Here is an 18,513-nt window from a genome sequence, read left to right as displayed (position 1 = left end):
CGGGAAAAGATGGGCCTCGTCTGGATCTGGCCCGGCGATCCCGCGCTCGCCGACCCATCGCTGATTTATGATCTGCCGCAGTTCGGCCAGAGCGGTTGGCATGTGGCGGAAGGAGACGCGCTCCGGATCGGGACAAACTATCTGAACCTCGCCGACAATCTTTGCGATCCCGCGCATGTCAGCTTCGTGCACCTGTCGACGCTTGGCAATTCGGCCAGCGAAGAAATTCCGGTGGAGCACAGCTTTTCCGAGCGCGGCGTGCTGGTGTGGCGGTGGATCAGGAACGCCCCGCCTATCCCGCTGTTCGCCAAGTACGGCAACTTCGGCGGCAATGTCGATCGCTGGCACTATTACGACTATATCGCTCCTTGCATCGCAGTGATCGATTTCGGGAGCGCGGACGCCGGCGTGATCGTTGATCCCGAGGAGCGAGGAAGGGGATTGCGGATATTCGCCTGCCATTTCATCACGCCGGTGGACGATCACGTTTGCATCGATCACTGGCTCCATGTCCGCAATTTCGCTGTGGGCGATGCCGATGTGGACCAGCGTCTGCACGCCGATTTTCGTATCGCGTTCAACGAAGACAAAGACATTCTGGAGCGCATAGAGGAGGTCTCGCAGGCGCGCCCCAATGCAAAATGCATCCGGCTCGGCATCGACGCCGCCCCCCAGCGCATGCGTCGTATCGTCGAGCGGATGGTGGCGTCCGAGTCCGAGGCGCGCGCATCGGCATGAACCGGCAAAGGCAAGAAGAAGGCCGGGAGCTATCCCGGCCTTCTCCTTTTCGCTCGCAATGACGAGCTTGTGGCACATGCGTCCCACGTTCGCGTTGTCATCGCCCGCGACGGCGGGCGATCCAGTACGCCGCAGCTCGTCGTTTCTAGCCGCGCCGTCTCGGAATACTAGATGCCCCGCCTTCGCTGGGCATGGCAGTGTGCCCGCCGCTTACTCCGCCGGCTCGGCCGCCAGCGTCGGGTAATCGGTGTAGCCCTTCGCGCCGCCGCCGTAGAAGGTGCTCTTGTCCCAGTCGTTCAGGCCCGCGCCCTGCTTCACCCGCTCGACCAGGTCGGGGTTGGAGATGAACGGCTTGCCGAAGGCGATGAGGTCGGCGGCGTTCGCGTCCAGCACCTTGGTGGCAAGATCGAAATCGTAGCCGTTGTTGGCGACGTAGGCGCCGGAGAAGCGCTTGCGCAAGGATGCATAGTCGAACGGGGCGATGTCGCGCGGCCCGCCGGTGGCGCCCTCGACGACGTGGAGATAGACCAGCTTGAGCGCGCTGAGGCCGTCGACGATGTGGTCGTACAGGGCTTGCGGGTTGGAATCCGAGATGTCGTTGGCCGGCGTTACCGGCGAGATTCGGATGCCGGTGCGATCGGCGCCGGCCTCCGCCACGACCGCCTTCGATACCTCCAGCATCAGCCGCGCGCGGTTCTCGATCGAGCCACCGTAAGCATCGGTGCGCTTGTTGGCGCCGTCCTTGGCGAACTGCTCGAGCAGGTAGCCGTTGGCACCGTGGATCTCGACGCCGTCGAAGCCGGCTTCCAGCGCATTCTTCGTCGCGCGCTTGAAGTCGTCGATGATCCCGGGAATCTCGGAAAGCTCGAGCGCACGCGGCTCGGAGACGTCGACAAAGCTGCCGTTCACGAAGGTCTTGCCCTTGGCACGGATCGCGCTCGGCGCCACCGGAGCTGCGCCATTCGCCTGCAGATCGACATGCGAGATGCGGCCGACATGCCAGAGCTGGATGAAGATCTTGCCGCCACGCTCATGCACCTTGTCGGTAACCTTGCGCCATCCCGCCGCCTGCTCCTTGGAATAGATGCCGGGGGTGTCCTGGTAGCCCTGGCCCTGTTGCGAGACTTGGCTCGCTTCGGTGATCAGGAGGCCTGCGGAGGCGCGCTGGCCGTAATAATCGGCCGCGAGCGCCCCGGGCACGAATGTGCCGGGAACGGCGCGGTTGCGCGTCAGCGGCGCCATGACGAAACGGTTGACCAGCGTGATCGGGCCGAGCTTGTAGGTCTCAAACAATTTGGTCGAACGGCTCATGGGAATGCTTCCAGGCGGTGAGAGGTCAGCAACACTTGTGCATCGCGACAACCCGCGCAAGAGAGGAGCCATACGGAAAGTGCAGGCGAGCTACGCGTGGGACCCCGCCTAGCATAATTCATGTGCAATTTCGGCCACGACAGCAGAATCCTGCTGCCGCGGCCGTGCGATTGCGCAAATCAGGTCAGGCCCAATCGATTCAAACTCAATCAGTTCGAGCCCAATCAGCTCAAGCCCAATCAGCTCAAGCCCATGAAATCGCGCTTGCCGATCTCGACGCCGTTGTGACGCAGGATGCCGTGAGCGGTCGCGCAGTGGAAATAGAAGTTCGGCAGCGAGAACGTGCTCAGGAACTGCTGGCCCTTCAGGGTCGTGGTCTTGTCGGGCCCGGTCGGGAAGGTGACGTCCTTGGTGTCGGCGCCCTCGAACTGCTCCGGCTTGAACGACTTCACGTAGTCGATGGTTTTCGCCAGCCGCTGCTTCAATTCTTCGAAGGTCTTTTCGGTGTCGGGATTGGAGGGCACTTCGCTGTGGGTCAGGCGCGCGCAGCCCTTGGTGGCGAAATCGCTGACGAGCTGGATCTGCTTCGACAGCGGCAGCATGTCCGGGAAGAGGCGGGAGCCGAGCAGCACGCTCGGATCGATCTTTTTGGCTGCGCAATGCGCCTCGGCCTTGGTGAGCAGGCCGGTCATGCTGTTCAGCATTTGCAAATAAGGGGGGACGACGGCGTCGTAGAAGGACATGTGATGCTCGCTTCAATGGTGGAAATCTCAGGAGAAAACCTGAGCCACTCACATGGGAGCCTCATGGAAAAATACAATCGCGCAACGCTGCCTGTGCAGTGCGAAAATTCTACCGCCTCACCGCTCCCCCACCCACGGTGTCATCGCCCGCCTTGTGCGCACTAGCGCACTGGGGCGGGTGATCCAGTACTCCGAAACCGTCGTGGTCAAATCGACAGGTTGCGGCGTACTGGATTCCCCGCCCTTCGCGGGGGATGAGGACGGATAGACTATTTAGCGCATCACACCCGCCGGCTGCGCCTGCGCCGTGCCGCCGCGCATACGGGCGAGCAGCTCCGCCGTCGGCCAGGAATCCGCCGGCAGGCCGTACTTGATCTGCATTGCCTTTACGGCGGCGCGGCTCTGCTGGCCCAGCACGCCGTCGACCTTGCCGACATTGAAGCCGGCCTGGACCAGCAGCTGCTGCAATTGCTTGAGCTCGTTGAACGGCAGCTGCGCCACCGGCTGGGCAGGTTTTCGCATCGGCGCTGCGCCGGCGATGCGCGAGGCGAGATAGCCCGCGGTGGTCGAATAGATCAGCGAATTATTCCACTCGGTATAGGCCGCGAAATTCGCATAGGCCATGAAGGCCGGCCCATTGCGGCCCATCGGCAGCAGCACGGAGGCTGCGAGATTGTCGTTCGGCAGCGGCCGTCCGTCGGGATAAGTGACGCCAAGCTGCGCCCATTTCGAACGCGGCTCTCGCACCGTGAGATCGGTCTGCTCCCACGGCAGGCTCGAGGGCACCTTGATCTCCTCCAGCCACGGCTCGCCGCGCCGCCACTTCAGGCCGTTGGCGATGTAGTTCGCGGTCGAGCCGATCACGTCGGGGCCCGAGCGCAACAGATCGCGCCGTCCGTCGCCGTCATAGTCGACGGCGTAGTTGACGTAATGCACCGGCAGGAACTGGGTCTGTCCGAGCTCGCCGGCCCAGGAGCCGATCATTTCGTCGGGCGTGAGATCGCCGCGGTCGATGATCTTCAGAGCCGCGATGGTCTCGTTCACGAACATCTCCGACCGGCGGCAATCATAGGCCAGCGACACCAGCGATTTCAGCGTCGGCAGGTTGCCCATGTTGGCGCCGAAGTCGCTCTCAAGGCCCCAGAACGCGGCGATCACCGCCGGCGGCACGCCGTACTCCTTCTCGGCACGCGCGAACGCCGCGGCGTATTGCTTGATGTGCTGCTGCCCGTTCTGCATGCGATAGGGCGCGGCCATGCGGCCGGCAAATTCGGTGAAGAGCTGGCCGAACACGCGCTGGCCGCGGTCGCGATTGACGATGCTCTGGTCGTAGACGAGGTACGGCGACGCCTCTGTGATCGTCCGCTGCGACACGCCCGCGGCGACCGCCTGTTGTTTCACCTCAGCGAGGAAGCGATCGAAGCTCGCCCCGTTGTGGCACGAGGCCGCGCGCGGCGATGGCGTGGTGGCCTTCGGCGCGGCAGGCCTTGCGGGCGGCGGTGCGAACTGGGCGGAGGCGGTGGCGGAGCATGCGAGGAGCGCGACGGCCGCGATCAGAAATCGGGTCTGGACCATAAGGGTTCCGGCAGGGAAGGACGGACGAGGATTCGCGTGAAGTCTAAAGCATGATCCGGAAAAGTGCGAAGCGGTTTTCCGGAAAGATCATGCGCAAACAACAACCTAAAGCGCGATGACGATTTATCCAAGTCTCATCGCGCTTTAGGTGAACTGACAACCCTCAGGCCATCCTTTCCATGCCAGGCCGGGCCGCGGAATGCGAGCTAGCCAAACAGTCGCATCAGCAGCGCCTTCCCAACCGGGAGCGCTCTGACGCCCCGGTAGGCGCGCACATATTCGCCGGCATAGAACGCCCGGATCGCGTGCACACGCGTATCCATGCCCTCCGCGAAGCGGACCGCAAAACCGTCCGTCGTCCGCCGCACCACGACGGCCGCGATCGAGCGGCCATAGATCTGGCACTCGATCGTGCTGCCGGGAAGCGGCGGATCGGGATCGATCAGCCGGGCGCCCGTGATGGAGATGTCGGCAAGCCGCGCCAGATGCGACTTGCCGTCCTGGCGCAGCAGCACGGGTTCATTGCGGTGGAAGCGTTCCGCCTTTCGCTTGCGCGGCTGCTCGATGCAGACGAAGCAGACCACGGTGAGGATGAATGCGTTATAGAGGCTCCACGCCAGCGCCAGCCCGCCGTAGGCGATGTTCTCGCCGCGCAAATGCAGGATGAAAGCGTAGGCGATCGACACGAGCGTGATGACCAGCGCACTGCCATAGATTCGCAGCAACGGCCATTCGACGAATCTGTTGTCGCGGTCGCCGCCTTTCGCGGTGACCTTGAATTTGTGCCCCTGTGGCTTCAGCAGGCCGGCCGCCACCGCCTTCAGCACCGCGGGCGCGGCGATCAGTTGCGAGACGTCGGTCATCATCGCGAGCGACCGGCCGTGCGACAGCCAGGCCATGCTGAGTCCGTGCCAAACATAGAACGGCAGGAAGAAGCGGAGCAGCTCGGTGAGATCGGCCTGCACCGCCTTGATGCCGAACAACAGGAACAGCCAGGGCACGACGAGACCCGCGATCTTTGCGGAGTAAACCGCGGCCCAGCTCATGAAGGCGTCGAGCAGCGAGAGCCGGTCAATGAAAGAGAGTTTTGATGCCCGCGAAAACGGTCCGCTGCGGCCGCGGACGATCTGCATGAAGCCGAGACACCAGCGGGCGCGCTGGGTGATGTATTCCTTCAGCCCCTCCGGTGCGAGGCCGATCGTCAGCCGCTCGTTGAGATAGACCGTGGTGAGGCCGCATTCCTTCAGGCGAAGCGTGACGAGATAATCTTCCGTGACGGAATCGGTCGGAAAGCCGCCAATCTGCACAAGCCCTTCATAGCGAATGAGAGATGACGTGCCGCAGCAGAACGCGACGCCCCAGGCGTCCTTGGCCGGCATGAATATGTCGAAGAAGAAGCGCTGCTCGTCGGGCCAGACGTCGGTCGCGGCGAGATTGGTCTGGATCGGGTCGGGATTGATGAAATGCTGCGGCGTCTGCACCACGCCGACCGATGCGTCGTCCATCAGCGAGATGGTTCGGGCCAGGAAGTCCGGCCGCGGCATGAAATCCGCATCGAGGATGGCCACGAATTGCGGCGGCTCGGCCAGCGTGCCGACATGCCTCAGCGCATGATTGATGTTGCCGGCCTTGGCATCGCGGTTGTCGGGCCGCGTCAGATAACGGCAGCCGAGATCGCCGGCGAGCCGCCGCAGCCAAGGGCGGCGGCCGTCGTCGAGCAGCCAGACGCGGTAATTGCCGTACTCCATGCCGGTGGCGCCGATGATCGTGCGCTCGAGGATTGATCGCTCCTCGTTGTAGGTGCAGATGAAGACGTCGATCAGCGGCGCGCCCGGATCGCTGGCGCGGCTGGCGATCCTGGGCGCCTTGGTGCGGTCGCGCGTGCGGCTGAGGAACAGCAGCGACAGCGCGACCGCAACCAGCGAGGCGGCCTCCAGCAGCATGAAGGGATAGCCGGTCACGGCATCCGCCGTCAGGCGTAGCGGAGGCAGCGTCGAAGTCACGCGCCAATGAAGATAACGAAGCAGCAGCGCCAGCGACACCACGGCCAGGAACGAGCGGGCCATCGTGCTGTCGCGCCTCAGCAGCGGCGCGATCGCCGTGAAGGCGCCGAGCGCAATCAGGCCGGGCGCCAGCGCCATCGTCACGATGCGCCTTCGCGGCCGGCAAACACGACACGGCCGGTGCGTCCCACCGTGCAGCCGTGGGCGGCGGCATCAGCGAGCGCAACGGTCACGCGGTAAGGCTCCTTGCTCAGCGCGTCCGGATTGATGGCGAGATTGGCGGGCGCACCCGCGGCCCCGGTCAGATTGACGACCGTGCCCGAGATCGCCGCGCCGCCGTCGTTCGGCTCGAACGTGGCGTGATCTCCGAGCTGCAGGCGGTTGTAGACGTTCTCGGTGACATTGGCGGTGATGACGGCGCTGCTGCAATCGAGCACCTTGAGCAGCGGCTGACCCGCCTGCACGTCCTCGCCGGGCGAGGTCATCATCTCCCAGACGCGGCCCGCAACGGGCGTCGTGATGTTGGCCTCGGAGAGGTCGGCGAAGCGGACCTCCTCGACGATGATCTCGTTGGCGAGCCAGGCGATCTCGGTGTCGATGCGGGCGAGATCGGCCTCGAGGTCGCTGGCGCGCTGGCGCATCTCCTCCTCGCGCTGCACCGAGCTCGGGCGGTCGTTGTAGCTGTCGCCGAGGAACGAGCCGTTCTGTGCCGCGGCAAGCTCGACCTTGGCGGCATCCAGCCGCTTGCGCGCGCCGAGCTCGGTCTGCTGCGCCACCGAGAGCTCGCGCGTCAGCCGCGTCAGCTCGACGGTCGAGACATTGCCCGATTTCGCCAGCGACGAGGCGCGCTCGACCGCGGCGCTGGCCTCGTCGCGTCGCGCCGCGGCCGCTTCGATCGAGGTCTGAATCTCGGCGATGCGGGCTTCGAGCTGGAGGACCCGTCCGTCGCGGAATTGCGCGGCCTGCCGTGCCAGATCCTTCTGTGCGGATTGAGCGGAGGCGAGCTTGGCGGCCAGGCTCGGTCGCTCGTTCTCCAGGCGAGATTTCTGCCGCCGGAGATCGTCGAGGCGGGTGCGGTCGCTGCGTGAGTTCACCACGCGCAGGACCACGGTTCCGGCGTCGAGCCTCGCTTGATCGATCATGCGATGGGCGGCCGCGACGCGGCCACCGATCGGCGTTCGCAGGGTGACGAGGCGGGAATTCAGCACGGCCTCGACGCTCGAATATTCCCAGATCGCGCGCAGCGGCAGCCAGCCGAACACGGCGGTGATCGCAAGTCCGATCGCGATCTTGGCGCCACGTCGCAGATGCGGCGAGCGCCGCCCTGAGTCCGATGCGGTCTGCGCTTCGGGCGCGTGGCCGGGCTCGTCATTGGCGAACAGCTGCTCGTGCAGCGCCTCCTGCAATCCTTTCGCGTCGGTCTCGTGAGAGGAGGGAGCGGATGCGGAGTCCACGGAAGCGGCGCGCGAGCGGTCTACCATGACGGTCACCTTGCGGACGGAAGCCGATGGAACCGGTCAATGCGCAAGGGCCGCGCAGTGTGCCAGGTTACCGCCACTATGCCGACGCCGCGCTTTCCAGGTTGCTAAGCGTGCGCACGCGTTTTTGCACAATTCCCGGTCAAGCTTTAGCGGCTGGGGAAAGGCTGGCCGCACCGCCCTCGATCTGCGGCTCCGCGACGCATGAACCTTGCGGTGCACGGCGCCAATCATACTTCGAAGATGCCGGCCGAAGGCCCGCCCGCGGCCGGTTTGGGAGACGGCCATGAACGATCTTCGTACCGCAATGCTGCTCGCAGGCCTCACTGCCCTGTTCATGGGCGTGGGCTATCTGATCGGCGGTGCCTCGGGCGCCATGATCGCGCTCGTCATCGCGGCTGCGACCAATCTCTTCACCTACTGGAACTCTGATCGCATGGTGCTCTCGATGTACGGGGCCCATCAGGTCGACCGCGCCAGCGCGCCGGAACTGGTCGGCCTCGTCGCCGAGCTTGCCGGCCGCGCAGGATTGCCGATGCCGCGCGTGTTCGTGATGGATGAGCCGCAGCCAAATGCGTTCGCGACCGGCCGCAATCCGGAAAATGCGGCCGTCGCCGTCACCATCGGACTGATGAACCAGCTCAGCCGCGAGGAGCTCGCCGGTGTGATCGCGCACGAGCTTGCGCATATCAAGAACCACGACACGCTGCTGATGACCATCACCGCCACCATCGCCGGCGCGATCTCCATGCTGGCGCAGTTCGGCATGTTCTTCGGCGGCCACCGCGACAACAACGGTCCGGGCATCGTCAGCTCGATCCTGATGATGATCCTGGCGCCGCTCGGCGCGATGCTCGTGCAGATGGCCATCAGCCGCACCCGCGAATACGCCGCCGACGATCTCGGCGCGCGCATCGTCGGACAGCCGATGTGGCTGGCCTCGGCGCTGGTGAAGATCGAGGGCGCGGCGCACCAGGTCCCGAATTTCGAGGCCGAGCGCAATCCTGCGACCGCGCACATGTTCATCATCAATCCGCTGTCGGGCCATGGCGTGGACAATCTGTTCGCCACCCACCCCTCGACGCAGAATCGCATCGCGGCGCTCCAGCAGCTTGCGGCGCAGCTCGGCACACATGCGGCGCCATCGGTTGGCGCCAACGAGAACTATCCGCCGCAGGGCCCCTGGGGCCGCTCGTCCTCGCGCGGGCCGTCTCGTGGCCCTTCTCGTGGGCCTTGGGGCTGATGGAGCCGGTCAGGAATTGTGCCTGGGTTTGTGACCTGGCGCACAAAGGATGGCCCCAGCCGGTGTTAACACGCAGGCGAGCCACTTCCTTCGAAAGGGGATGCGTGGCCGGCCCGGCGCCGGCCACGATCGAAGATGACCAGAACTGCCGTACCATTGCTGATCGTCCTTTGCGTGCTGATCGGGCTGTCCACGCACATGGTCGTCAATTGCGGCGACGATGACGATCCCGACATCTGCTCGGCCGTGATCGGCTTCTCGCCGCTGCGCGGCTCGCTGATCGCCTTTGCCTATGAGGGGCGCGGACGGATCGCGCTGCGCCACGGCGACTTCCGCCGGGCGATCGGCGATTTCGATGAGGCCATCCACCTCAATCCCAATCGCGCCTCGCTCTATCGCGACCGCGCGCTGGCCCACCGCCAGAACGGCGACCTCGCACGCGCCATCGAGGATTACGACGAGGCGATCGCGCATGATCCAAAGCTCGCCGCGCCCTATCACCAGCGCGCCCTGGCGCTTGCTGCCACCGGCGATCTCGACCGCGCGATCCTGAGCTACAACACGGCGATCCGCCTCGACCCCTCGGACGCGCAGGCCCGCCTCGACCGGGGCCTTGCCTTCCTCGCCCGCGGTCAGGCCGACGACGCCCGCGCCGATTTCGAAGCCGCGCTGGCGCTGCCCGCCGGCAAGGACGTCCGCACCCGCGAGGCCGCACGCGCCAAGCTCGCCGAGCTCGCGAGCGCCGAGCCGACTCAGGTGGCGGCGCCGAGAAGGTGAAGAGTGCTTCTCTCCCTCTCCCGTTCTTGAGGAGCCGCGACGAGCTTCGCTCGCGCTGAGAGTGTTGAGGCGAGGGGCTCTATCCACACGCGCGACGGCCGCGGTACCTCTACCCCCTCACCCGGATCGCGCCGGACGATGCTTCGCATCGCCGGGGCAATCCGACCGCCCCGCAAGCAGCCCGCAAGCAGGGAGAGGTGACGCGGACGAGCCGCGCCTACTTCGCCTTCTTGGCTTTCGCCTTCTTCGCCTTGGCCTTCTTCGCCGGCTTCTCTTCCTTCGTCTTCTCCGCCTTCACTGCCACCGGCGTGCTCGCGGCAATCCGCATCGACCTGGCGTAGCTGTCGGCGACGTTGTCGGCGGACATCTGCAGGCGCCTGGCGGCAGCGGTGGCCTGCTCCATGGTGGCCTTGGCCATCATCTTGAAGCGCTCGCCGGCCTCCTTGTCCTTGGCCTTGGCCGCAAGGCCGTTGAAGCGATCCCGCCGCTCCTTGGCGCGGGTCATCAGGCCCGTATGCAGCTGTCTGGCCAGTTGCCGGATCACGACATCCAGGTCGGCGTCCGCCATGTTGTTCTATCCTCTTGAAAACAGTCTCGATGCGGGCGGGACTATGCAGATCGGGCCCCACCTTGGCAATTCCTCCCCAGGCGTCATCCGCAGCTTCCGGTTGGCAAAACAAAAAAGCCGCGCTGGCTGGCGCGGCTTTTGGGGTGGATTGGCGCAGACGCCTTATTTCAGCGAGGCGACCGGTCCGCTCGAGGCCGCCGGGTCGGGGTCGAAGCCGAACACGCCGACCAGATATTTGTAATAGTCCGGCATCTTCTCCTTGAGCGCCTCGCGCGACTTCGGATCGTGGAATTCGCTCTTGCCGGCCAGGAAGATGCTGCCGGTCACGGCAAAGAACTCCATGGGATTCTTCATCGCATAGGATTCCTTGGGCAGGAGATCCTTGGTCTTGGCCAGCGCGTAATAGAGGATCACGCCCTTGTTGGCGTAGCCGTCCGGCAACAGCCGGGCGTGATAGGCGTGCAGCAGCTCGTGCAGCAGCACGGCCTCCTTCTCGTAGCGCATCATGTCCGGGCGCAGCATGATGACGCCGAGGCCCGAATCGACCGCGAGGTCGACGGCATTGGGATTGGTCCAGCGCTGCTTGTCATGATCCCACACCGTCAGCGTCCGCGGCGCGCTGCGCTGGATGTCCGGCGTGACGCGGCCGTAGCAGGCGGTCGCGGCGCCCTCGTCGAGACAGGCGAACTCGCTCGCGACGATCGGGACGGTGCGGAAGAAGCGCAGCACGCGCGGCGACAGGCCGGCTGCTTCGACGACGTCGATCTGCTGCTTCACATTCTCGGTGAGCTTGTCGACGTCCTTGCGCTCGGAATTCTCCGTGAGGTCGAACATGTAGCCGCGGTAGCTCTGGAAGCCGGGCGGCAGCGGCTGCGCTGCGCCGGCGGCATCGAGCGAGCCGGCATGGGACGGATTGGCGAAGAGCGCGCCGACAATGGTTGCGGTCAGCAGCAACGCAATGCGCATGATGAACCCCCTGATGTCACTTCGCCGGGCAGGATAGGCCACCGTTGTTTGCGAAAAGTGAGTGGGGCAACACTAAGGCACTGATGTTGAGGCGTGCTTAACCGCCGGTTGCAGATCGCGCGGATGGATTAGGGACGGGTTAACCAAGGCCGACAGCGCGGGCGCCAGCCTGTCATCCGTCACCCTGAGGTGGCCGTTTCTTCAGCGGCCCTCGAAGAGCGACGGCCCAGCTGCATCGGGCCGTGCACCCTTCGAGGCTTCCCCTGCGGTGCTCTGCACCGCAGGCCTCGCACCTCAGGATGACGGGATGGGTACTGAGGTGTAGATTCATCGGAGGGCAGCAAGCCCCGAATCCAGACAGCCGGAAGGGAGGATGCCATGTATGCCGCCATCCGTCAGGCCAAGGCAAAAAGCGGGAGCGCGGAAGAGCTGGCGCGCCGCATCAAGGACGGCGCCGTTCCGATCATCAGCGACGTCGACGGTTTCCGCGCCTATTACGTCGTCTATGCCGGCGACGACACGGTCACCGCGATCTCGATCTTCGACAAGTTCGAGCAGGCCGAGGAAGCGAACAAGCGCGCCATCGCCTGGATCGAGAAGGATCTGGGCCCGCTTCTGGTGGGACATGCGAGTGCCGCTGCGGGGCCGGTGATCGTGCATACGCTGGCGTGAGGCGGGTCAGTCATGCCTCATTTTCCGCTGTCATGCCCTGCGAAGGCGGGGCATCCAGTACTCCGCGGCGTCTCGGTTCAATCACAGCCGCTGCGGCGTACTGGATCGCCCGCCTTCGCGGGCGATGACAGCGGTGGGTGTAGCGGATGCCTTCCGCCAAACGCGAAGCAATGCCCGCGCGATTCCTGCCCTCACAACTCCCTCGCATTCGAGAACGCGAAGCTCGATACCCGTCTCGTCGTCTCGTCCAGGATCAGCGTGCGCGTGATCGGCGGCTCGGCGCGCTGGGCGCAGTTTTCGCGCTCGCAGAGGCGGCAGTTGACGCCGATCGGCGTGCCCTCGGTCTTCTCGAGGTCCGTGCCGGCAGCGTAAATGAGGCGCGCGGCGTGGCGGATCTCGCAGCCGAGGCCGATGGCGAAGCGCGGCTGCGGCAGCGGATGCGGCGCCACGGGCCGACGCACCATCTGCGCGATCGAGAAATAGCGCGTACCGTCGGGAAGCTCGATCACCTGCTTGAGCAGGCGATCCGGCGTGTCGAAGGTCGAGTGCACGTTCCACAACGGGCACGTGCCGCCGAACTTGGAGAAGGGGAACGTGCCCGACGAAAAGCGTTTGGAGACGTTGCCGGCATTGTCGACGCGCAAGAGGAAGAACGGGATGCCGCGCGCGTTCGGCCGTTGCAGCGTGGTGAGGCGGTGGCAGACCTGCTCGAAGCCGGAATTGAAGCGCTGCGCCAGCACGTGGATGTCGTAGTTGAGCGCTTCGGCCGCCGCGAGGAACGCCGGATACGGCATCATCACGGCTGCCGCGAAGTAGTTGCCGAGCGTGATGCGGAACAGCCGGCGCGGGGCGTCGTCGAGCGGGCCGGCGCGGCCGATGATGGTCTCAAGGGCTTGCGCACATTCGCCAAGGCCGAGCTGAAAGGCGAGCTGGAACGCGCGGCCGGGCGGATCGACCAGTTCCGAGATCAGCAGCTGGCGGCGGTGGCGGTCGAACCGCCTGAGCGTCTCGCGCATCACGTCGACAGGCATGATGCGGGTCTGGATCGAGTGCTTTTCGCGCAGACGCGCGGCGAGCGCCGCATAGAGTCCTTCAGCCGGCACGTTCAGTTCGTCGCGCAGGGCCTCCGCTGCCTGCTCCAGCTCCGGAAAATAATTGCGGTTGGCCTCGATCAGCTCGCGCACGCGCTCGACCGGATTGGCCTCGAAGCGCGGGCCGACGTCGCGGTCAGCCATTTGCGCCGCCGCCAGCGTTTCGCCCTGGCGCGCCTCGGTATAGGCGGCGTAGAGCCGTTGCAGCGCGTGCGTGACGCCGGGGCAGAGTTCGGCGAGATCGCGCAGCTCCTGCTTGGGTACGTCGATCTGGCGGAACAGGGGATCGGAGAAGATCTCGTTGAGCTCGGCGAAGAAGCGGTCCTCGTCGGCGGTTGCGAGGTCGCGCAAATCGAGGTCATAGCTCTCGGCCAGCCGCAGCAGGATCTGAGCCGTCACCGGGCGCTGGTTGCGCTCGATCAGGTTGACGTAGCTTGGCGAGATCCCGAGCCCCTCGGCGATCTGGGTCTGCGACAGCCCCAATTGCTGCCGGATCCTCCGGAAGCGCGGCCCGACGAACAGTTTCTTCCCGGATTCGGCGGGCATCAGCGGCTCCCCTCTTCGCCTCGCTCCGCTTGCGGGGAGAGGCAGAGGCCGCCCTCGGCGGCCGTCCTGAACAACGCCGAAGCGAACCTTCGGCCATGGCGCATCGCAGATGCGATCCGGGTGAGGCGGGCTCTTCGGGAGGGAGGTGAGAGTCGGTCTCGCCGAGAGAGCCCCTCACCCCGACCCTCTCCGCGCAAGAAGGGGGAGCGGGAGAAAGCAGCGGATTTGGCAGGCATTTCTCAGACCTCCGTAGCGTGAAAGGCAGGCATGCTGACAAAAATTTACAAAATTGACAATATAACAACTATTACATGTTCTGATGTTACATGACATCACCATTCAAATGCAAGGCCTCTGTACGAACTTCCTTTTCTCGCGTTTAGCTCATGACACGCATTTCGCAATGCACTGTCAAAAATGTCGATGACGAGGGCGAGAGGCTTCGTCATCATTGAGAAGGATCAGGCACATGAATTACCAGCCCCGTGGCATCAGCGCTCTCGAGCGTCCGGCGTCCTATCAGAGCGAGATCGAGGCAGCCCAGGCGCTGCTTCAGACCAAGCCGACCTGGAACGGGGTGACGGCCGAGGCCGTCGCACGCATGCGCCTGCAGAATCGTTTCAAGACCGGCCTCGATATCGCGCGCTATACCGCGGCGCTGATGCGCGCCGACATGGCGGCCTATGACAAGGATCCGACCAAGTACACCCAGTCGCTGGGTTGCTGGCACGGCTTCATCGCCCAGCAGAAGCTGATCTCGGTCAAGAAGCATTTCGGCGGCAAGACGGATCGCACCTACCTCTATCTCTCCGGCTGGATGATCGCGGCGCTGCGCTCCGAGTTCGGCCCGCTGCCCGACCAGTCGATGCACGAGAAAACCGCGGTGCCGGCGCTGATCGAGGAGCTCTACACCTTCCTGCGTCAGGCGGACTCGCGCGAGCTCAACGACATCTTCCGTCTGCTCGACAAGGCGCGCAAGGAAGGCGACAAGGCCCGCGAGAAGGAGCTGATCGAGAAGATCGATAACTTCCAGACCCATGTCGTGCCCGTCATCGCCGATATCGATGCCGGCTTCGGCAATGCGGAGGCGACCTATCTGCTCGCCAAGAAGATGATCGAGGCGGGCGCCTGCGCGCTCCAGATCGAGAACCAGGTTTCCGACGAGAAGCAGTGCGGCCATCAGGACGGCAAGGTCACCGTGCCGCATGACGTCTTCCTCGCCAAGATCCGCGCCTGCCGCCACGCCTTCCTCGAGCTCGGCGTCGAAGACGGCATCGTCGTGACCCGCACCGACTCGCTCGGCGCCGGCCTGACGCAGCAGATCGCCGTCAGCCACAAGCCCGGTGACATCGGCGACCAGTACAACAGCTTCCTCGATTGCGAGGAAGTGACGCCGGAGAACGCCCGCAACGGCGACGTCATCATCAACCGCAACGGCAAGATGATGCGTCCGAAGCGGCTGCCCTCCAACCTCTACCAGTTCCGTCCCGGCACCGGTGCCGACCGCTGCGTGCTCGACTGCATCACCTCGCTCCAGAACGGCGCCGACCTGCTCTGGATCGAGACCGAGAAGCCGCATATCGAGCAGATCGCCAGCATGGTCGACCGCATCCGCAAGGTCGTGCCGAACGCCAAGCTCGCCTACAACAACTCGCCGTCCTTCAACTGGACCCTCAACTTCCGTTGGCAGGTCTACGACGCGATGAAGGAGGCGGGCCAGGACGTCAGCAAGTACAACCGTGCCGAGCTGATGAAGGCGGAGTACGACGACACGCCGCTGGCGAAGGAAGCCGACGAGCGCATCCGCACCTTCCAGGCGGATTCGGCCAAGCGCGCCGGCATCTTCCACCACCTGATCACGCTGCCGACCTACCACACGGCTGCGCTCTCGACCGACAATCTCGCCCGCGAGTATTTCGGCGAGCAAGGCATGCTGGGCTACGTCAAGAACGTCCAGCGCGCCGAGATCCGTCAGGGCATCGCCTGCGTGAAGCACCAGAACATGGCCGGCTCCGACATCGGCGACGACCACAAGGAGTACTTCGCGGGTGAAGCCGCCCTCAAGGCGGGCGGCGTCCACAACACCATGAACCAGTTCGGCTAACGCACCACGCGCTTCGAGAGGAGACTGACAATGACCAATGGCAGCAATTTCTGGGTGATCGGCGGCGAGTTCGGCTCGATGAACTTTCACAAGCTGGTGGAAGGCTCGGCCCAGGTCAAAGGCCCCTTCAAGACCCGCAAGGAAGCAGAGGACTGCTGGAGGGAAGTCTCGGAGGAGAGCCGCCACAAGGCCGGCGTCCGCTTCTCGATCGTGGAAGAGCCCTCGCGCGTCTCGGCCTGAGGGACTACCTGCCGAGCTGAATTAAGAAGACGTCCAAGGACGGATGGTCCCATCCAGGCTCTGCCTGGGTGGGATCGTCTGTTTTTGGCACAGGTCGGCGCCTGTGGGCACCGTAAGTATCTGGAATTGTGGGCCCTTTGCGGACGGTTTGGTTGCTGATAGGTTAATTGCGGCAAATGAGGACGAGGCCGACGATGTCAGAGCCCGAGACCAGCGGGACCCACCCCAGCCAGCCGCGCCCGGTGCGGCTGCGCGATGCGCTGCTGCGCGCGCGGATCGAGGCCGCCGATCGGACCGGCGTCGTCGTCGACCTCCGCGACGCGGAAGTGGCGCGGCTGGAGATCCTCAACGACGCGCTCGACCCGCTGTTCGCGCAGGTGCCCGATCAGATCGACCTGTTCGACCGCGGCATCAGCCAGGGCGAGACGCCCAGGCTCTGGATCGACGTGGTCGCGCACATCATGATGGGGCGCGACAAGCGGCAGTACCGCTTCGTCCAGGACACCCGCTTCGGCCGCGTCGTGCTCGCCGAATCGCACGACACGGCTGTCATCGTGGATGCCGTGACCGACTACGTCGCGCGCCGCATGATCGAGCGCGAGCGTGCGATGGTGGTCCCGCCCGAGCCGGTGCCCGAACTCGCGGAGAAGCCGCGGCGCCACTCGCGCGTCTGGCCGTTCGTGCTCGGCTTCATCCTCGGCGCCGCCGCGCTGTTCGGCCTCGCCCTTGTGGCGGCGTTGCGGAGCTGGTGAGAGTTTCGCTGTCATTCCGGGACGCGCGAAGCGCGAACCCGGAATCTCGAGATTCCGGGTTCGGCTCTTCGAGCCGTCCCGGAATGACGGCATGGGACTAGATCAACCTCGCATGCTTGACTTGCTGGATCTGAAATCCAGCCCCCAGCCCCCGCACCGTCTGCTCGCAGCGCCAGCCGGCGTTGTCCTTCTCAATCGTCAAGAGATTATACGCCGCCGCCGGATAGCGCCCATGCGCGAGCGCGGAGGCCGAGGGGACGCCGAGCGCGGGAATCTTGCCGTTGGGTCCCTCGAACCACATCGTCGAATGAACGTGGTCGTGCCCGTGCAGAATCAGCTCGACGCCGTGGCGCCTCACGAGCGCGAGCAGCTCGGCCGAGTCGGTCATCCGCTTCTGGCGTGCGAGCGACTTCAGCGGATGATGCACCAGCAGCACGCGGAACACGTCCTCTGCTGCGAGCCGTTCGAGCACCGCTGCGAGCGCGGCGAGCTGATTGCGCCCGAGCGTGCCCGTCGCCATCAGCGGCAAAGTCGGCACCGCCGTCGACAGGCTGATCAGCGCGAGCGGCCCGCGCCGGCGCACGCTCGGAAAGCCGATGCGGCCATCGTCGCCGGCAAGATAGGGCGCAAAGGTCTCGCCGAAGCGATGGAAGGTGGCGCGGACATAGGCATCGTGATTGCCGGGAATCGTGGTGACGCGGTCGGGCGGCCCGAGATCGTCGAGCCAGGCGCGGGCAGGGGCGAACTCCGCCTCCAGTGCGAGGTTGACGAGATCGCCCGTCACCGCGATGTGGTCGGGCACCTGCGCCTTCATGTCGGCGACGATGGCGTCGAGCACCTCGCGGCGCTGGTACTTGTGGCGGTTGCGCGTCCAGTTGACGTAACCGAGCACGCGCTTGCCCGCGAGCTCGACCAGCCGCGGCTTCGGCAGCGGCGGCAGATGCGGGTCGGACAGATGGGCGAGCGTGAAGGGGGTCAGCGTGTTGTAAGTCATGGCGCGCGATTGCCTCGCTATTCGTCCGCTGTAATGGCAAGGTCGCGGGCAGCGCGCAAGCCAGGCCTGACAAGCCAGGCCTGACAAGCCAAGCCTGACAAGCCGAGCCTGACAACCAAATCCTGAAGCGGAGCGTCAAGGAAGCCTGATGGGAGAACCTCTCGACCGGATGCGACGGAAATTCGAGCCGCTGCTGCGGCACGTCTTCCACACCTATTTCCTGTTCGTCCGCGGCATGACCCTCGGCGTCCGCGCCGTGGTGCTGGATGCCGAGAACAGGGTGTTCCTGGTCAGGCACAGCTATGTCAGCGGCTGGTATCTGCCCGGCGGCGGCGTCGACTATGGCGAGACCATGGAGCAGGCGATGCGGCGCGAGCTCAAGGAGGAGGGGGACATCGATCTCACCGGAGAGGCCGTGCTGCACGGCATCTTTCTCAACAGCCACATCTCCCGCCGCGACCATGTCGCGGTCTACGTCGTCAGGCAGTTCAAGCAGGATCGTCTGCCCAAGCCCAATCGCGAGATCGCCGAATGCGGGTTCTTCGCCATCTCGGCGCTGCCCGAGGGGACCACGCCCGGCACGCGGCTGCGGCTTGCGGAAGTCCTGGACGGCAGGCCGCTGATTGCGACGTGGCGGTGAGATTTCAATGCAAAGCCGGATGAGGCGGAAGGAACTTCCTTTTCTCGCGGCCCTGGTGTGCTAGGAAGAAGG

17 protein-coding genes are annotated in these 18,513 nt (G+C 65.0%); 8 read left to right on the top strand and 9 right to left on the bottom strand.

All coding sequences use genetic code 11. The features are described 5' to 3' along the window. Positions 1-9 precede the first annotated feature (9 nt). The gene (locus tag ACVWY3_RS21210; protein ID WP_456843411.1) at positions 10-738 is read left to right on the top strand and encodes a hypothetical protein; all 729 of its coding nucleotides are present in this window, start codon (positions 10-12) and stop codon (positions 736-738) included. 210 nt (positions 739-948) lie between these two features. Here the strand turns inward: ACVWY3_RS21210 and ACVWY3_RS21205 are convergent, their stop codons facing one another. From ACVWY3_RS21205 to ACVWY3_RS21185, 5 genes are all read right to left on the bottom strand, one after another. After that, positions 949-2,049, bottom strand: coding sequence for an alkene reductase (locus ACVWY3_RS21205; protein WP_456840217.1), 1,101 nt, complete (start codon positions 2,047-2,049; stop codon positions 949-951). A gap of 239 nt (positions 2,050-2,288) precedes the next feature. Further along, entirely contained in the window at positions 2,289-2,792 is a 504-nt protein-coding gene (locus ACVWY3_RS21200) for a DUF1993 domain-containing protein (RefSeq protein WP_456840216.1), read from the bottom strand. Positions 2,793-3,065: 273 nt separating this feature from the next. Beyond that, positions 3,066-4,367 (bottom strand): lytic murein transglycosylase, encoded by a 1,302-nt coding sequence (locus tag ACVWY3_RS21195; protein ID WP_456840215.1) that lies wholly within the window; start codon positions 4,365-4,367, stop codon positions 3,066-3,068. A 206-nt stretch (positions 4,368-4,573) separates the two neighbouring features. Next, complete coding sequence (locus ACVWY3_RS21190; protein WP_456840214.1) at positions 4,574-6,514, bottom strand: glycosyltransferase; 1,941 nt, start codon at positions 6,512-6,514, stop codon at positions 4,574-4,576. Next, positions 6,511-7,851, bottom strand: a complete 1,341-nt coding sequence (locus ACVWY3_RS21185) for an HlyD family secretion protein (RefSeq protein ID WP_456840213.1) — start codon at positions 7,849-7,851, stop codon at positions 6,511-6,513. The genes ACVWY3_RS21190 and ACVWY3_RS21185 overlap by 4 nt, the downstream gene beginning before the upstream one ends. 283 nt (positions 7,852-8,134) lie before the next feature. Between ACVWY3_RS21185 and htpX the strand changes: the two genes are divergently transcribed. After that, positions 8,135-9,091, top strand: coding sequence for a zinc metalloprotease HtpX (htpX, locus tag ACVWY3_RS21180; protein WP_456840212.1), 957 nt, complete (start codon positions 8,135-8,137; stop codon positions 9,089-9,091). 135 nt (positions 9,092-9,226) lie between these two features. Beyond that, on the top strand, positions 9,227-9,868 hold the full coding sequence (locus tag ACVWY3_RS21175) for a tetratricopeptide repeat protein (RefSeq protein WP_456840211.1): 642 nt from the start codon (positions 9,227-9,229) through the stop codon (positions 9,866-9,868). 217 nt (positions 9,869-10,085) lie between these two features. On the opposite strand, the gene ACVWY3_RS21170 is transcribed toward ACVWY3_RS21175, so the two are convergent. Next, positions 10,086-10,436 carry a hypothetical protein gene (locus ACVWY3_RS21170; protein ID WP_456840210.1) on the bottom strand — a complete coding sequence of 117 codons (351 nt, stop codon included), beginning with the start codon at positions 10,434-10,436 and terminating at the stop codon, positions 10,086-10,088. A 162-nt stretch (positions 10,437-10,598) separates the two neighbouring features. Then, positions 10,599-11,402, bottom strand: a complete 804-nt coding sequence (locus tag ACVWY3_RS21165) for a hypothetical protein (RefSeq protein WP_456840209.1) — start codon at positions 11,400-11,402, stop codon at positions 10,599-10,601. Between the two features lie 378 nt (positions 11,403-11,780). Between ACVWY3_RS21165 and ACVWY3_RS21160 the strand changes: the two genes are divergently transcribed. Further along, complete coding sequence (locus ACVWY3_RS21160; protein ID WP_456840208.1) at positions 11,781-12,074, top strand: antibiotic biosynthesis monooxygenase; 294 nt, start codon at positions 11,781-11,783, stop codon at positions 12,072-12,074. Positions 12,075-12,265: 191 nt separating this feature from the next. Here the strand turns inward: ACVWY3_RS21160 and ACVWY3_RS21155 are convergent, their stop codons facing one another. Next, entirely contained in the window at positions 12,266-13,711 is a 1,446-nt protein-coding gene (locus ACVWY3_RS21155) for a helix-turn-helix domain-containing protein (RefSeq protein WP_456840207.1), read from the bottom strand. Between the two features lie 469 nt (positions 13,712-14,180). On the opposite strand from ACVWY3_RS21155, the gene ACVWY3_RS21150 reads away from it, so the two are divergent. The 3 genes from ACVWY3_RS21150 to ACVWY3_RS21140 all read left to right on the top strand — a co-directional run bounded on the left by ACVWY3_RS21150 (position 14,181) and on the right by ACVWY3_RS21140 (position 16,807). Next, complete coding sequence (locus ACVWY3_RS21150) at positions 14,181-15,815, top strand: isocitrate lyase (protein WP_456840206.1); 1,635 nt, start codon at positions 14,181-14,183, stop codon at positions 15,813-15,815. Between the two features lie 30 nt (positions 15,816-15,845). Further along, entirely contained in the window at positions 15,846-16,055 is a 210-nt protein-coding gene (locus ACVWY3_RS21145) for a DUF4170 domain-containing protein (RefSeq protein WP_235539943.1), read from the top strand. A 194-nt stretch (positions 16,056-16,249) separates the two neighbouring features. Beyond that, positions 16,250-16,807 (top strand): hypothetical protein, encoded by a 558-nt coding sequence (locus ACVWY3_RS21140; RefSeq protein WP_456840205.1) that lies wholly within the window; start codon positions 16,250-16,252, stop codon positions 16,805-16,807. 97 nt (positions 16,808-16,904) lie between these two features. On the opposite strand, the gene ACVWY3_RS21135 is transcribed toward ACVWY3_RS21140, so the two are convergent. After that, the gene (locus tag ACVWY3_RS21135; protein WP_456843410.1) at positions 16,905-17,786 is read right to left on the bottom strand and encodes a metallophosphoesterase family protein; all 882 of its coding nucleotides are present in this window, start codon (positions 17,784-17,786) and stop codon (positions 16,905-16,907) included. Positions 17,787-17,949: 163 nt separating this feature from the next. Between ACVWY3_RS21135 and ACVWY3_RS21130 the strand changes: the two genes are divergently transcribed. Beyond that, positions 17,950-18,441, top strand: coding sequence for an NUDIX domain-containing protein (locus ACVWY3_RS21130; protein WP_456840204.1), 492 nt, complete (start codon positions 17,950-17,952; stop codon positions 18,439-18,441). Positions 18,442-18,513 lie beyond the last annotated feature (72 nt).

The organism is Bradyrhizobium sp. USDA 4486 (genome assembly GCF_054057995.1).
This window is presented reverse-complemented; position numbering and strand designations above follow the sequence as displayed.

What these genes read in the sequence shown, in the direction of transcription:
- ACVWY3_RS21165 (WP_456840209.1), bottom strand. Translation starts at nt 11,402, where the DNA reads ATGCGCATTGCGTTGCTGCTGACCGCAACCATTGTCGGCGCGCTCTTC.
- htpX (WP_456840212.1), top strand. Translation starts at nt 8,135, where the DNA reads ATGAACGATCTTCGTACCGCAATGCTGCTCGCAGGCCTCACTGCCCTG.
- ACVWY3_RS21200 (WP_456840216.1), bottom strand. Translation starts at nt 2,792, where the DNA reads ATGTCCTTCTACGACGCCGTCGTCCCCCCTTATTTGCAAATGCTGAAC.
- ACVWY3_RS21145 (WP_235539943.1), top strand. Translation starts at nt 15,846, where the DNA reads ATGACCAATGGCAGCAATTTCTGGGTGATCGGCGGCGAGTTCGGCTCG.
- ACVWY3_RS21185 (WP_456840213.1), bottom strand. Translation starts at nt 7,851, where the DNA reads ATGGTAGACCGCTCGCGCGCCGCTTCCGTGGACTCCGCATCCGCTCCC.
- ACVWY3_RS21175 (WP_456840211.1), top strand. Translation starts at nt 9,227, where the DNA reads ATGACCAGAACTGCCGTACCATTGCTGATCGTCCTTTGCGTGCTGATC.
- ACVWY3_RS21150 (WP_456840206.1), top strand. Translation starts at nt 14,181, where the DNA reads ATGAATTACCAGCCCCGTGGCATCAGCGCTCTCGAGCGTCCGGCGTCC.
- ACVWY3_RS21170 (WP_456840210.1), bottom strand. Translation starts at nt 10,436, where the DNA reads ATGGCGGACGCCGACCTGGATGTCGTGATCCGGCAACTGGCCAGACAG.
- ACVWY3_RS21130 (WP_456840204.1), top strand. Translation starts at nt 17,950, where the DNA reads ATGGGAGAACCTCTCGACCGGATGCGACGGAAATTCGAGCCGCTGCTG.
- ACVWY3_RS21140 (WP_456840205.1), top strand. Translation starts at nt 16,250, where the DNA reads ATGTCAGAGCCCGAGACCAGCGGGACCCACCCCAGCCAGCCGCGCCCG.
- ACVWY3_RS21205 (WP_456840217.1), bottom strand. Translation starts at nt 2,049, where the DNA reads ATGAGCCGTTCGACCAAATTGTTTGAGACCTACAAGCTCGGCCCGATC.
- ACVWY3_RS21210 (WP_456843411.1), top strand. Translation starts at nt 10, where the DNA reads ATGGGCCTCGTCTGGATCTGGCCCGGCGATCCCGCGCTCGCCGACCCA.
- ACVWY3_RS21155 (WP_456840207.1), bottom strand. Translation starts at nt 13,711, where the DNA reads ATGCCCGCCGAATCCGGGAAGAAACTGTTCGTCGGGCCGCGCTTCCGG.
- ACVWY3_RS21195 (WP_456840215.1), bottom strand. Translation starts at nt 4,367, where the DNA reads ATGGTCCAGACCCGATTTCTGATCGCGGCCGTCGCGCTCCTCGCATGC.
- ACVWY3_RS21160 (WP_456840208.1), top strand. Translation starts at nt 11,781, where the DNA reads ATGTATGCCGCCATCCGTCAGGCCAAGGCAAAAAGCGGGAGCGCGGAA.